General features: G+C 70.9%; 11 protein-coding genes. 1 reads left to right on the plus strand and 10 read right to left on the minus strand.

Translation table 11 applies throughout. From position 1 onward, the window contains the following. The first annotated feature begins 2 nt into the window (after positions 1 to 2). Positions 3 to 1,721: a flavin monoamine oxidase family protein gene (locus ABH926_RS02930; protein WP_370363664.1), complete on the plus strand. Its 1,719-nt coding sequence runs from the start codon at positions 3 to 5 to the stop codon at positions 1,719 to 1,721. A gap of 91 nt (positions 1,722 to 1,812) precedes the next feature. Here ABH926_RS02930 and ABH926_RS02935 read toward each other — a convergent pair whose 3' ends face one another. The 10 genes from ABH926_RS02935 to ABH926_RS02980 all read right to left on the minus strand — a co-directional run bounded on the left by ABH926_RS02935 (position 1,813) and on the right by ABH926_RS02980 (position 13,914). Beyond that, the gene (locus ABH926_RS02935) at positions 1,813 to 2,655 is read right to left on the minus strand and encodes an alpha/beta fold hydrolase (protein ID WP_370363665.1); all 843 of its coding nucleotides are present in this window, start codon (positions 2,653 to 2,655) and stop codon (positions 1,813 to 1,815) included. A 24-nt stretch (positions 2,656 to 2,679) separates the two neighbouring features. Continuing rightward, positions 2,680 to 3,042, minus strand: coding sequence for a hypothetical protein (locus tag ABH926_RS02940; protein ID WP_370363666.1), 363 nt, complete (start codon positions 3,040 to 3,042; stop codon positions 2,680 to 2,682). 151 nt (positions 3,043 to 3,193) lie between these two features. Continuing rightward, a complete protein-coding gene (locus ABH926_RS02945; protein ID WP_370363667.1) occupies positions 3,194 to 4,123 on the minus strand; it encodes an FG-GAP repeat domain-containing protein in 930 nt (309 codons plus the stop codon). A gap of 36 nt (positions 4,124 to 4,159) precedes the next feature. Further along, positions 4,160 to 5,056 (minus strand): IclR family transcriptional regulator, encoded by an 897-nt coding sequence (locus ABH926_RS02950; protein ID WP_370363668.1) that lies wholly within the window; start codon positions 5,054 to 5,056, stop codon positions 4,160 to 4,162. A 23-nt stretch (positions 5,057 to 5,079) separates the two neighbouring features. Then, a complete protein-coding gene (locus ABH926_RS02955) occupies positions 5,080 to 6,156 on the minus strand; it encodes an SGNH/GDSL hydrolase family protein (protein ID WP_370363669.1) in 1,077 nt (358 codons plus the stop codon). A gap of 9 nt (positions 6,157 to 6,165) precedes the next feature. Beyond that, positions 6,166 to 6,969 (minus strand): SDR family NAD(P)-dependent oxidoreductase, encoded by an 804-nt coding sequence (locus tag ABH926_RS02960; protein ID WP_370363670.1) that lies wholly within the window; start codon positions 6,967 to 6,969, stop codon positions 6,166 to 6,168. A gap of 27 nt (positions 6,970 to 6,996) precedes the next feature. After that, positions 6,997 to 8,145, minus strand: a complete 1,149-nt coding sequence (locus ABH926_RS02965; protein WP_370363671.1) for an LLM class flavin-dependent oxidoreductase — start codon at positions 8,143 to 8,145, stop codon at positions 6,997 to 6,999. Between the two features lie 132 nt (positions 8,146 to 8,277). Next, positions 8,278 to 10,587: an alpha-N-acetylglucosaminidase gene (locus ABH926_RS02970; RefSeq protein WP_370363672.1), complete on the minus strand. Its 2,310-nt coding sequence runs from the start codon at positions 10,585 to 10,587 to the stop codon at positions 8,278 to 8,280. 137 nt (positions 10,588 to 10,724) lie between these two features. Further along, complete coding sequence (locus ABH926_RS02975; RefSeq protein ID WP_370363673.1) at positions 10,725 to 12,575, minus strand: hypothetical protein; 1,851 nt, start codon at positions 12,573 to 12,575, stop codon at positions 10,725 to 10,727. Positions 12,576 to 12,819: 244 nt separating this feature from the next. Beyond that, on the minus strand, positions 12,820 to 13,914 hold the full coding sequence (locus tag ABH926_RS02980) for an ABC transporter ATP-binding protein (protein ID WP_370363674.1): 1,095 nt from the start codon (positions 13,912 to 13,914) through the stop codon (positions 12,820 to 12,822). Positions 13,915 to 14,078: the final 164 nt, after the last annotated feature.

Consider the following 14,078-nt stretch of genomic DNA (forward strand, 5'->3'; position numbering starts at 1 on the left):
CGATGACATCCGCCGTCCCGGCCACCGTGCACGAGGTCACCGACCACGTGCACTGCGACTCGCACAAGCCGATCACCATGTTCGGCCCCGACTTCCCCTTCGCCTACGACGACTACGCCGCGCACCCGGCGGGCCTGGGGTCGGTGCCGGAGGCGGCGCACGGGACCGAGGTCGCGGTGATCGGCGGCGGCCTGTCCGGGCTGGTGGCCGCGTACGAGCTGCTGAAGCTGGGGCTCAAGCCGGTGGTGTACGAGGCCGACGAGCTCGGCGGCCGGATGCGCTCCACGCCGTTCCCCGGCGTGCCGGGGGTGAAGGCCGAGATGGGGGCGATGCGCTTCCCGCCGTCCTCCACGACGCTGTTCGACTACCTCGAGCGTGCGGGGCTGCGCACCGAGCCGTTCCCGAACCCGCTGGACGCCGCGACGCCGTCCACGGTCATCGACCTCAAGGGCGTCAGCCACTACGCCACCACCCTGGAGGACCTGCCGGCGATCTACCACGAGGTCGCCGACGCCTGGGCCGACGCGCTGGACGACCCGGCGCACGGCGCCGAGTTCTCCGCGATGCAGCAGGCGATCCGCGAGCGGGACGTGGCCACGGTGCGGGAGATCTGGGGCCGGCTGGTGCACCGGCTGGACGACACCTCGTTCTACGGCTTCCTGGCCGCGAACCCGGCCTTCAAGTCCTTCCGGCACCGCGAGGTGTTCGGCCAGGTCGGCTTCGGCACCGGCGGCTGGGACACGGACTTCCCGAACTCGATGCTGGAGATCCTGCGCGTCGTCTACACCGGCGCCGACGACCACCACCGGCGCGTGGTCGGCGGCTGCCAGCAGCTGCCGCTGGCGCTGTGGTCGCAGTCCCCCGACACGCTCGCGCACTGGCCGGCCGGCACGTCGGTGCGGTCGCTGCACGAGAACGGCCACCCGCGCCCGGCCGTGACCCGCATGTACCGCACCGGACGCGGCATCACCGTCGCCGACGCCGCGAACGAGATACGCACGTACCAGGCCGCGGTGTTCACCGCGCAGAGCTGGATGATGCTCTCGAAGATCAAGGTCGACGAGGCGCTGCTGCCCGCGGACGTCTGGACCGCGGTCGAGCGCACGCACTACATGGGCGCCTCGAAGCTGTTCGTCGTGGTGGACCGGCCCTTCTGGCGCGACCCGTCCCCGACCGACCCCGACCGCGACACGATGTCGATGACCCTGACCGACCGCATGCCGCGCGGCGTGTACCTGCTGGACGACGGCCCGGACAAGCCCGGCGTGATGTGCCTGTCCTACACCTGGGTCGACGACTCGATGAAGTTCGTCCCGCTCTCCCGCGAGGAGCGCCTGGAGGTGATCCTGGCCTCGCTGGCGGAGATCTACCCGCACGTCGACATCCGCTCGCACATCATCGGCACGCCGCTGACCGTCTCGTGGGAGACCGAGCCGTATTTCATGGGCGCCTTCAAGGCGAACCTGCCGGGCCAGTACCGCTACCAGCGCCGCCTGTACACGCACTTCATGCAGGACGAGCTCCCCGAGCACCAGCGCGGCCTGTTCCTGGCCGGCGACGACATCTCCTGGACCGCCGGCTGGGCCGAGGGCGCGGTGACCACGGCGCTGAACGCGGTGTGGGGCGTGATGAAGCACTTCGGGGGATCGACGAGCCCTGAGAACCCCGGGCCGGGCGACGTGTTCGACGAGATCGCGCCGCCGATGCTGGACGAGGTGTAGGGCGCCCCGGGGCCGGGCCGGGCCGGGCCAAGCCGAGCCAGCCGAGCCGGGTTCGGGGGCCCGGCCCGAGCCCGACCCGAACCCGCCGCCGTCAGCCGGCCAGCCACTCCGCGACGAGCGCCCCGAAGGCCGCCGGGTCGTCCACCCACGGGAAGTGCCCGGCGCCGTCCTGCACCTCGAAGCGCACCCGCGCCTTGGGGAACAGGTCCGCCAGCTCCTTGGCGCGCTCCGGCGTGGGGCCCGGGTCACGGCCACCGGCCAGGATCAGGATCGGCAGCTCGACCGTCGCCAGCGCGGCGATGGTGGCCTCGGGCGTGAACACCCCCTCTGCGAAGTGGATCTCCTGCTTCTCCTCGTCGGCCGGGAGGGCCGCGGCATGGGCCTGGGCGGCGGGTGTCCAGGCGCCGTAGTAGACGGGCATGATCGCCGTCCAGGTCTCCTCGGACTCGTCGCCTTCCTCGGCGCGCTGGAAGGCTTCCCACGCGGCCGGGAACCAGGGCTCCTCGCTGCGGGTGAGGAGCTCGGCGCGGATCGGCTCCATGGTCAACGGGAAGCCGACCGCCCGGGTACCCGGGGTGATCAGCGTCAGACGGCTGACACGGTCCGGGTGCGCGATCGCGTAGAGCATCGCCAGGTTGGCGCCCGCGGAGTGCGCGAGGATGTCCAGCCGCTCCAGGCCGAGGTGCACGCGCAGGGCCTCGACATCGCCGACCATCCGGTCGATGCGGTACGTCTCGGGGTCCTCGGGCACCGCGGACTCGCCGGTCCCCCGGTGGTCGAGCAGGATCAGGCGGCGCGTCGCGGGCAGGCCGCCGAGGTCGCCGAAGTAGGTCGACGCCAGGAGCGGGCCGCCGGGCAGGCAGACCAGCGGATCGCCAGTGCCGGCTTCGCGGTAGGACAGTTCGGTGCCGTCGTAAGAGGTGAAGGTCGCCACGGATCACAGCGTCGCAGAGCTAGATCACGGCTGGGTCTCGCCCCGGCCCTTGATCCGAGCCGGGGACTTGTGGGTGATCGCCGCAAAAGCCGCGACGGCCATCAGGGCTCCGACGCAGAACCCGAGGAAGCCGGCCCATTCGTCGCCGACTCCGCCATGGAGGACGGAGGCGGCGGGGATGCCCGTCACGAGGCCCGCCACGAGGCCGCCGAACAGCGCCCACCATCGGTGGCGGATCGGACGCCGAATCATCTCGAGCGCCAACGGCACGAAGGCCGTGTAGAACACGCCCGGGGCCGGCCCGTTGGGCCGGCCGCCAGGCCAGACGAGGTCGAGCAGTGCTTCCACGGCCGCCAGGACGGCGAGTATCAACGCTGTGGCCGCCATGGAGCCGAGTACCGGAACCGTCCCGCGCTCCATGTGCTCCGGGTGGCCACGGACAGCAGCCGCAGATTGCCGGTGAAGCTCGCTCCCGCCCCGGCACCCGGCTCGTCATGACGATCACTCACGCGATCAGAGTAGGGACACCGTCAAGCGATCAGCCGAGCGCCTTGATCCCGGTCCACGCCGCGTCGCTGCTCACCAGCGTCGGCGCGCCGAAGCCGCCGGAGGCGTCGCCCGCCAACAGGTACAGGCCGCCGGCCGCGCCGACCGCGTAGATGTCGGCGTGCCCGTCGCCGTTGGCGTCGCCCTTGGTGATGACGAACGGGTAGGCGGCCGCGTCCAGGCCCGAGCCGATCTGCACGCGGGTGCTCCCGTCGCCGAAGGTCCCGCCGGCGACGCCCGGGTAGAGCCAGATGACGCCGGTCGCGTCGTCGCGGGCGATGAGGTCCTTCACCCCGTCGCCGGTCACGTCGACGATGCCGATGACGGTGCGTCCGCTCCAGCCGGAGCCGGCGACGGCGGTCGGGGTGCCGTAGTGGTACAGCGTGGTGTTCGGGAACACCTCCAGCTGGTCACCGACCCGGGCCACCAGATCGGCCCGGTTGTGGCCGGTGATGTCGCCGGGCGAGACCAGCTGCGTGAACGCCGGCCAGGAGGACGCGCCGCCGGGCGGGCTCACGAGGACCTCGTGGCCCGAGGAGAACTGGCCGGTCCCGTCGCCGACTTCCACGTACACGTAGCTGGTGGCGGTGGAGTAGAAGGGGAACGACTGGTAGGCGCTCCGGTTGAAGTTGCCGGCGCCGTCGATCAGGTCGCCGGTGAAGTCGGTACCGGCCGACGGCTCGGCGACCGGGCTCGCCACCCCGCCGGTGCCGGTTCCGGCCCAGAAGTGCAGACTGCCGTCGGCGGACACCGAGAGCAGATCACTGTTGCCGTCCGCATTGAGGTCCCCATACGGCGCCGGCAGCACCGAAGCCGCCGCCGGTCCCCCGCTGAGCATCGCGCAGGACAGCGCAGTCAGCGCCGCCGCCCCCGCCATCGCCAGCCGTCGCGCGCCCCCGCGGTTCCCGTTGTCAGTACGCAAAACCCACCCCTTCGGTCTTGGAAAGGAAGGGGGCGCTCAGTCCAACAATCCACTCACCCGGAGATCCGGATGCCGCCCCCGCACCGCAAAGGTGATCTCCCGGGTGGTGGCCGTCAAACGTGAGGCGAGAGCGTCGATGTCCGCGCCGCTCAGCTGTTTCTGGAAGCCGTACAGCGTCAGCACCATCGCGACGCGCTCATCAGGGCCGAAGACCGGAGCGGCGAGGTGGCCGATGCGATGCGTGCTGCCGCCGAAGTCGTCCATCAAATAAGAGGTGTGCGACAGTTCCGCGAGCAGCGGCGGCACCGCCTCGTGGTCGTCCAGCGACTGCCCGAGGCGCACGCCCAGGACGTCCGGCTCCAACCCGACCGAGTAGCCGCGCCGCCTGACCGCGCGCACTCCGTTGCGGAAGCGCTCCAGCTCCGTCTCCGCCAAGGGCTTCCCGACGGTGCTGCGGTTCAGCCAGGTGTCCACGTCGTCGGGCAGCGACCAGGCCATGAACACCGTGCCGATCGGCGGGGCCAGCGGGATGCGCTGGCCGACGCGGACATGCGGGCCGAAGGGGACCACCTCGCCGGCCACCGCCAGGAAGACGATCTCCTCCCCCATCGCCGAGGACACCACGCACTGCAGACCGGTGCCGGCGGCCAGGGCCTGCATCGGCGCCCGCGCGAACTCCACGAGCTCCAGGCGGCGCGCGGCCGCCGCGGAGCCCAGGGCGATCAGCGCCGGGCCCAGCGTGTAGGACTTGTCGCGCGGGTTGCGCAGCAGGAACCCCGAGTCGGCCAGGGCCGTGAGCATCGCGTGCGCGGTGGCCTTGTTGATGTCGAGGCGGCGGCACATCTCCGACAGCGAGAAGGCCGTGTCGGGGTGCGCGGCGAGCAGGTTCAGCACCGCCACCGTGCGGTCCACGGCCGGGGCCGGACGCGCCATGGTCCTGTCCTCTTACTCTCTCGTTACTCTCTCGTCGCCCGCTCGGCGACGGGGTCGCCGAAGGCCCGTGCCATGATCCGGTGGCCCTCGTCGCCCGGGTGGATGCCGTCGGCCAGGTGCTCCGCGCGCAGGACGCCGCCGCCGCGGACCAGGTACAGGTCGCGGTCGCCGCGCTCGCGGCGGCTGACGACCACGTCCTCGATCGCCTCGCGCAGGTCCTCCAGCGTCGCGCCCAGCTTGTTGCGGGTCTGCTCGGCGTCCGGCCGCAGCACCGGCGAGCACACCACGATCGGCACGCCCGGATGCCCTTCGCGCACCACCCGCAGGAACGCGTCCATCCCGGCCATCATCATCGTCGCGCTGTGCGGGATCCGGGTCCAGCAGTTCGTGCCGTGGTTGACGGAGATGACCGCCGGGGAGTCCAGCGCCGCGATCTGCTCGGCCGAGACGATCTCGCCGCGGGCCGCGCCGGCGTAGCCGAGGTTGACCACGTCCAGGCCGTGCACCCGGCCGGCGATGGCCGGCCAGGACAGCGCCGGCTCGGAGGCGGACCAGCCCTCGGCGATGGAGTCGCCGTAGCAGATCCAGCGCGGCTGCTTGGGCGCGGCGACCAGCTCGCCCTGGGTGGCCCGCAGCGAGACGATCTCCGGCTTCATGCCCTCGGGCAGGTACACCGTGACCGGCAGCGCCTCGTCGGCCCCGGCCAGATCGAGCACCGCCATCCCGTCGCCGAGCATGGCGTCGGCGTAGGAGATGAACTTCTCACCCTGGTAGGCGGCGAAGAACGTGCCCGCGCCGTCGCCCCGGTACCCCAGGTCCGCCGTCTTGGTCCGGTAGGCGATCTGCACGGCGCGCGCCGCCCCGGAGAACTCCAGCCGCACACCCACCGGGACGGTCGCGGTCCCCCAGGTGTCGATCGGCAGCCGGGAGAAGTCCTTCGGGTCCGCGCGCGGATAGACCGCCCCCTGGCCCGGCGGCCAGGCGCAGCCGGCGAGATACGGCTCCACGGAGGCGTGCCGGGAAGTCCCCGCGCGCTGACCCCGGTCGGCGTTGGACATTTCGGTGTGCGCGCTGTCACCCACGCCGTTGTGAGCCGTCATCGATCCGTATCAGTCCTCTCCAGGCAACGAGTACCCGAACTTGGCCGAGACTCCGCCGTCAACGACGATCGTTTGCCCAGTGATATACGACGACAAGCCTGTGCACAAGAACAAGATGACTTCGGCGATGTCCTTCGGAAACGCCGATCGCCGCAGCGGAGCGTTGCGCGCGCCGCGCTCCTTCTCCGCCTCCGTGAGGTATCCGGCCACCCGCGGAGTCATGACCAGGCCCGGGGCCACGGCGTTCACCCGCAACCCCTTGGGCCCCAGCTCGACCGCGGCCGTTCGCACCAAGGACATCAGCGCGGCCTTGTACGCCCCGTACGCGCCGTGTGAGGGCGCGGACTGCATCCCGGAAACAGAGGCGACGACGGTGAGGACGCCGCCGCCGGTGGCGATCATGCGCGGGGCGCCGAAGCGGATCGCGTTGACGGCGTGCTGGAGCACGATCCCGTGGTGCCACACCCAGCTGTCGTGGTCGGACTCCAGCAGCCCGGCGTACTTCGCCATGCCGATGATGTCCACGATGCCGTCGATGCGGCCCAGGGCGGTCTCCGCGTCCTGATACAGGCGTGCGGCGGAGTCCTGCTCGATGGCGTCGCCGGCCCACGGGACGCCGCCGACCTCTTTCGCGATGTCATCGGCGAGCCCGGCGTCCAGGTCGACGCAGAACACCCGGGCGCCGACGGCGGCCAGCGCGTGCGCGGCCTGCCGGCCGATGCCCTGCCCGGCGCCGAGCACGGCGAAGTTCTTGCCGTCCAGACTGAGCAGCGACCGGTAGTCCGGGACCTCGGTGTCATCGGTGCGGGTCATGGGGATCAGCCCTCTCGTCCGCGCGTGTCAGGATGCCGATGCCGGGGCCGGCTTGATGGTGGCGTCGACGCCCTCCTTGGCCAGCGCCGGCAGCACCTCCTTGCCGAGCAGTTCGATGGTCTTCATGACCGACTCGTGCGGCAGGTAGCCGAACTGCACGTAGCAGATCAGCTGGTCGACGCCCAGCTCGGCGTACTTGAGCATCTTGGCGTAGCACTGCTCGGGGTCCCCGACGACGATCATGTCGTGGTCGTTGAACGACTTGGGGTCGAAGTTCCCGTCGGCCTGCTGCATCAGGTACGGGAAGACCTTGTCCCGCTCCTCCTGCGACAGGTGCGGCAGCTCCCACTCGGCGGTGAACTCGGCGATGTTCTTGTACCACCACCAGACCGAGTCCCAGATCCCGGACTCCTCGCACTTGGCCATCGACTCCTCGCAGTGCACGAGGGTGTAGGCGGCGACCCGGTTGGTGGTGACGCGGGTGATCGGCTTGGGCGCGGCGGCCGCGGCCCGGTACAGCCGGATGTGCTCGGCCATCTTGTGGATCGGCTGCAGGATGGAGAAGGACAGCAGGCCCAGGCCCTTCTCCCCGGCCACCGCCGAGGAGCCCTCGGAGGTCGCGGCCATCCAGCACGGCGGATGCGGGTCCTGCACCGGCTTGGGCGTGACCATGCGGCGCGGAAAGTCCAGGTACTTGCCGTGGAACTCGAAGTACTCGTCCTCCCACATCCCGACGACGGCCTGGATCGCCTCCTCCCACTGCGCACGGGAGGCGTCGCGGTCCACGCCGAACGCGGTCTGCTCCATCGGTGTGGAGCGTCCGGTGCCCCACTCGACCCGACCGCCGGACAGGATGTCGGCGGTGGCGACCTTCTCGGCCACCCGCATCGGCGGGGTGAAGGCGTGCGGCATCAGGGTCACGCCGAAGCCCAGCCGGATCTGCTCCGTGCACTGCGACAGCGCGCCGATGATGACCTCGGGCGCCGGCGAGTGCGAGCGGCCCTCGCGGAAGTGGTGCTCGACGTGCCAGGTGGTGTGGAAGCCGAGCTTGTCGCCGAGCTTGATCTGCTCGATCGCCTCGCGGTACGCACGCTGCTCGGCCTCGCGCTGGCCGTAGGGGTGGGGCTTGGCCCAGGGCTTGGGCACGTCGATCTCGTACAGCAGGTCGAGCTTCATCGGTGACGCCTCCACGTTCGGCTGCGTTTGCCGGAACAAACGCACGGTCCGCTGGTCCGAACGGACCGTATGCCGAATCTGATGGGTCGTCAATAGTCATCTGCGGCCCTGATCAGGGCCGGTATGCGCAGGTCAGGGCGCGGCCAGGAGGGCCGCGGCGGTGTTTGCGACGGCGAACGGATCGCCGGTGGGCACGGTCGGGTACGCCTTGCCGCCGCGCGCCCAGGCATCGTCGAGCGCGAACCAGTCGGTCTGCGTCCACCGCTCGGCCGCCCCGGTGACGACGGGCTCCAGCACCGCGAAATGCCGGCGCCAGCGCGGGATGTAGACGTCGGCGACCAGGCCCGACAGCTCCCGTCCGGCGTAGTTGCGCAGCAGCGCGGCCGGGGTGCGACCGCCCCAGGTGGTGATCAGCGAGCGCGCGTCGTACCCGCCGGAGCGCAGCCACGTCCCGAGCAGGAAGCGCTCGTCGGTGGCCAGCAGCGAGTCCAGGAGCGCCATCGCGTCCAGCCAGCGGCCGGTGAGGGCGTGCCAGCCGGCCACGTCGCGGCCGACGTACGCGGCCTTGATCCTCGGCAGCAGGACGCGGGCGTGGTTGGCCAGGGCCTGGCGCGTGAGGTCGACGACGTCGTAGCGGTAGGCGTCGACGGCGCGCAGCGCCGGGTCGGCTTGCAGGAGCAGCAGGACGGCCTGCTGGAAGGCAGCGCCGTCGTAGCGCATGACTACACCATCCGGCGATGCCGAGACCGCGGACAGGTCCGGCCAGGCGCTGAACAGGCTGTCCTGCGCCTGGCTGTAGGTGCCCGGGGCGAGCGAGTACGCGGTCTGCGCGATCGCCTGCCACGCCTGCGTCGCCGCCGCGTCGACCTTCCCGTAGCGGCGTGCGGCGTACTGGCCGAACCACTCGGACAGGTCGAACGGATCGGGACGCCACGCCAGCTCGGCGAACAGCTCGAAGGCCGCCGGATCGTGGCCGGAGGCCTCGGGCATCCAGGCGATGCCGGTCAGCGCCGATCCCTTCGCGGCCAGGGCCTTCGGGAAGCGGTCGGTCCACGTCGCGGCGTTGGCGCCGAGCAGCGACCGGCCGCCGAAGTTGGTGATGGTGCCGAAGGCGTAGGCGGTGCCGCCCCAGTCGGCCTCCCGGTCGAAGCCCGCGAACTTGTCCGCGCAGCCGTCGACGATCAGCACGCCGCCCCGCGCGCAGACGGACGGCGCGCAGGCGCGCAGCGCGTCGAGGACGTCCCGGCGCGGGTTGGCCTGCCAGCCGAGCATCACCCAGGTGGCGCCGGGGCGGGCGGCCTGCAGGGCGGTCATCACGGATACGGCCGCGTCGCCCATGGGGATGCCGTCGCTGCTGCCGCCTTCGTGAAGGAGGTCCATCTTGTAGGCGGTGCCGCGGCCGTAGAGCTCGTCCTGGTGGCGGTAGAAGGACTCTGCTATTCGCGAGAAGTACGAATCGCGAGGGTCGAGCCAGTCAGGACGCTGATATTTGTCCCAGAGCCCCTGCGGCAGGACCCGGGCGCCGGGGTTGCGCGCCGCGAAGCCTTGCGGGACCTGGCCGAGGTAGCCGGGGAGCACCGGCGTCAGTCCGAGCTCGCGCAGGCGGGCGACGGCCTGGCGGACCAGCGCGACGCCGGCCTGGCGGACCGACGAGTCGGTCCCGGCCTGATCGCCGGGCGCGCCGGCGATGCCCTGAAGGTTCCCCAGGAGCCACCAGGGCTGGTGGGACGCGTCGGGGATCCAGGCGTCGAGCTCGCCGCTGCGGTATCCGAACTCTGTGAAGACACGCCGGTAGACCTCGTCCTGGCCGGCGGCTATGAGGACTTCGGTGAAGCCGTGCAGGGCCAGGACGTCGAGGGTGCGCTCCCAGTCGGCCCAGGTGCGGTAGGCGCCGGCGTAGCCGTTCTCGGTGTCGTTCAGGGCGAATCGGTGCTTTACGGTGGCGGCGCCGGTAAGAAGGGTGCGTGGTGCGGGGAGTGTGGGCGGGAGGGCCGCGAGGCTGTCGCCGGGGAGGGAGATGGTGATGCCGACCACATATTTGAGGTACCAGTTGGTGCCGGCCAGGAGCGCGGTGGTGCTGGAGCCCTCGATGGTCACGGCGGAGGGGCTGGTCGAAGTCGCAGCCGAGGCCCGGATGCGGTAGCGGTCGACGTCATCCTGCGCGGGTATCGCCAGGAGCTCGATCTGGCCGGCGTATTCGGTGCCCAGCAGCCGTTCCAGGACGCCGCGTGCCGGAGTCGGGTCGAAGGCTTGCACTGGCGCGGCGTTGGGGAGGCGCGGCGCGGCCGCCGGGCCTTCCGCAGCGCCGGAATCCGGTTGAGCGGGTCTGCGCGGGCGGGCTCCGCGCGCCAGCGACCGCGACACCAGTGCGTCACCGACGCCGACGATGCCGAACAGACCGGTCGCGATCCAGTAAGCCAACACCCGACGACGTGCGATCATCTGCCGGCACCCTGCTTCCCGTTCGTCCCCTCGGCGGGACGTCCCTGCAATGCGCTGTCATAGACAGAAGGGATACGGGGTTGTCCCGGGTTGCCATCGAGACGCTTTCGAGACCGAGGCCGGGTCTTGCGTGGCGGTCAGGGTGTGTCGAACACCAGCGACGTCACCGTCGCCGAGTCCCTCGAGCTCCAGACCGGGTACATGGTCGTCGCGGTGCCCTGGTGGACCTTGCCGGACTTGTCCTGCACCGTGAACACCACGTCCTCGCCGTAGGCGCTGGCCTGGCGGCTCAGGATCTTGACGGTGTCCGACTTGATCGTCGAGTTCAGGGACAGGCCGCGGCCGTAGGCCTCGGCCATGGCCTGGTCCTGGCCCATGGAGTTGGGGTTGACCAGCGCCGTGCCGTCCTTGGCGCGGGTGCTCCAGCCCGGCTCGTCGGGGGCGATCGGCTGGTAGCGCATCACGTGGGCCCAGTCCAGGGCGCCCTGGAGGTTGATGTTGTCGTGGGCCATGGCGGTCGCCTGGTCGAACAGGATGTGCAGGGTCTGCTCCGCCGGGGGCTTGGCCAGTGGCTCGACCGCGTAGTCCGCGCCGCCCTGGGCCGCGGCGAAGGAGGGGGACGCCGGGGCGGCGATGGTGGAGCTCCAGGAGCCCGCGAGCGAGACCCAGACCACGACGGCCAGGACGGCCGAGCTGAGGATCACGTGCGGCTTCCAGCGGTCGCCGCGCGGGAGGTGCAGGCCCAGGAAGCGGCCGGGGGCCGTGCGGGCCACGGCGGCGGCCAGGCCCAGCGAGAAACGCGGGCGGGGCGGGGCGGCCGCGGCCGCTTCCGCTGCCGCTTCGGGCGCCTGCTCGGTGCCGGTCTGCGCCACCGGCTTCGGCAGGAAGCCGCCGATGGCCAGGCTGACCAGGCCGCCGGCGGCGACCGCGGCGGCCGGGAACATGAGCATCTCGTAGCGCATGTGGTCGGAGAAGCCGACGCCCGCGGTGATGACGTAGGTGGAGGCCACGGCGCCGACGAAGACGGCGGTGGCGTCGGAGGCGAAGCGGGCCAGGACCGAGATGCCTGCCGCGATCAGCAGCGCGTACAGGAGGCGATCGGTGTGCCACATGTAGGTCGTCGCCTGCTCGGTGACGATCTTCAGGTAGTGGACGAACTGGCGCAGGATGCCGAAGTACGTGGTCTGGCCGCGGCCGACGACGCCGGTGGTGTTGGCGCTGACCGCCGTCATCGAGATCACCGTCATGACGAAGGTGGTCGCGGCCGTCACGATCAGCGAGCCCAGCCAGCGGTTGCGCCACTGCCGCTCCCGCACCAGCACCCACAGCCAGCCGGCGCCGGCCATCGCCGGGGCCAGGACGCCGACCTGGCGGGTCAGGGCGATGAACACCGACACCACGCCCAGCCAGGCCAGGTTGGCCTTGCCGATGCGGCGGTCGATCGGCAGGTTCAGGACGAGCACCGCTGCCAGCCCTAGTGCGAGGGTGTCGGTTCCGGCCCAGGTGTAGACGTTGACCGGGACCGTGAGGCTGAAGGCGCCGGTGACGATCACCGCGACCCCCGGGCCGTACAGCCGCTGGAGCACCCGGGCGATCGCCCAGATGAACAGCACCGTGCCGATCACCGGGATCGCCATCGAGCCGCCGGACAGGCCCCACAGCCAGATGAACGGGATCGAGAGCACCGGGTACAGGAAGCGCAGGCGCACCTGCTGCCAGGTCGGGTCGTTGTCCGCGAAGTACCAGGGCGACAGGTTCCAGCTCGGGGAGATGCTCCGCTCGGTGCGGACCGCGTCACCCCAGGAGTGCCCCATGTCGCGCGACATCATCGGCAGGTAGTAGCGGCTGTCCGGCGGGTGGTTCCAGCCCTGGCGGCTGACCAGGTTCATCCCGATCCCGGCCAGGATCACCGGGAGGATCAGCAGGAGCACCCCGACGCGCACCCCGAGGACATCGCGGCTCAGGAAATCGGAGACCAGTTCGGACACCGGTCGGCTCGGGCGAGGCCAGCGGCCGCTTCCCCGACCGCGGCCTGACACTGACTTACCCGTGTCGGCGACGACGGTGTCCGAACTCATCCAGTCCACTCCTGCTCTCAGGGCTGCCGGCGCGGCCTACAGCGTTTTCCGACATCCCCCTATAAAAGGGATGCGCGGATACCTCGCCTCGGTTCCAAGGCATGGTATCCGCGCAGGAGCGCCACCCGGGACACCGCCCGGTGTTTCGTGCTCCTTAAGCCTCGATGCGCTCGCCGGAGCTCGCCGAGAACAGGTGGGTCTCGCTGGCACGCGGCTTCACGTACAGCGTGTCACCCTTCATCGGCACCGCGCGGGCGTCGACGCGCACGATCAGGTCCACATCGCGGTCGCCGACCTGGGCCGCGCAGTACGCGAACGCGTCCGCGCCGAGCTCCTCGACCAGGTGCACGGTGACCGCGATCGCGCCGGCGGCGTCGCCGACGAAGTCGAAGGACTCCGGGCGCACCCCGACGGTCAGGGTCTTGGCACCGCCGCCGGAGGCCACGCCCAGGGCGTCGCGGGAGACCGGGATGGTCAGGCCGTTGAACTCCACGCCGTCCTCGACGATCGGCACCTCGACGAGGTTCATCGCCGGGGAGCCGATGAAGCCCGCGACGAACACGTTCGCCGGCTTCTCGTACATCGCGCGCGGGGTGTCGCACTGCTGGAGCAGGCCGTCCTTCAGCACCGCCACGCGGTCGCCCATGGTCATGGCCTCGACCTGGTCGTGGGTGACGTAGACGGTGGTGATGCCCAGGCGGCGCTGCAGCGAGGCGATCTGGGTGCGGGTCTGCACACGCAGCTTCGCGTCCAGGTTCGACAGCGGCTCGTCCATGAGGAAGACCTTCGGCTCCCGGACGATCGCGCGGCCCATCGCGACCCGCTGCCGCTGGCCACCGGACAGTGCCTTGGGCTTGCGGCCCAGGTACTCGGTGAGCTCCAGGAGCTTGGCCGCCTCCTCGACGCGCTTGGCGATCGTGGCCTTGTCGACCTTGGCGATCTTCAGCGCGAAGCCCATGTTCTCCGCGACGGTCATGTGCGGGTACAGAGCGTAGTTCTGGAACACCATCGCGATGTCGCGGTCCTTCGGCGGAAGGTGCGTGACGTCCCGGTCGCCGATGAAGATGCCGCCGGAGGAGACTTCCTCCAGACCGGCGAGCATGCGCAGCGACGTGGACTTACCGCAACCGGAAGGGCCGACGAGGACCAGGAACTCGCCGTCGGCGATCTCCAGGTTCAGCTTGTCGACGGCGGGGCGCTCGGCGCCCGGGTAGACGCAGGAAGCGTCCTGATAGACGACACCAGCCATGGTGCACTCCCTTTCAACCGGCAGGAACGTGCCGGACGATCCGAGTTGGAAAGGTGCCCGGGGCGTTTTCGGCCCGGGCCGTAGAGGCGACGGTACCTCGGCGGGGGCCGCGTTGTCACCGGTCCTCAGAAGCCGCGACCCTGCGTGATCAGCCATGTCGGCGC

Source organism: Catenulispora sp. GP43 (genome assembly GCF_041260665.1).
Lineage (GTDB): Bacteria > Actinomycetota > Actinomycetes > Streptomycetales > Catenulisporaceae > Catenulispora.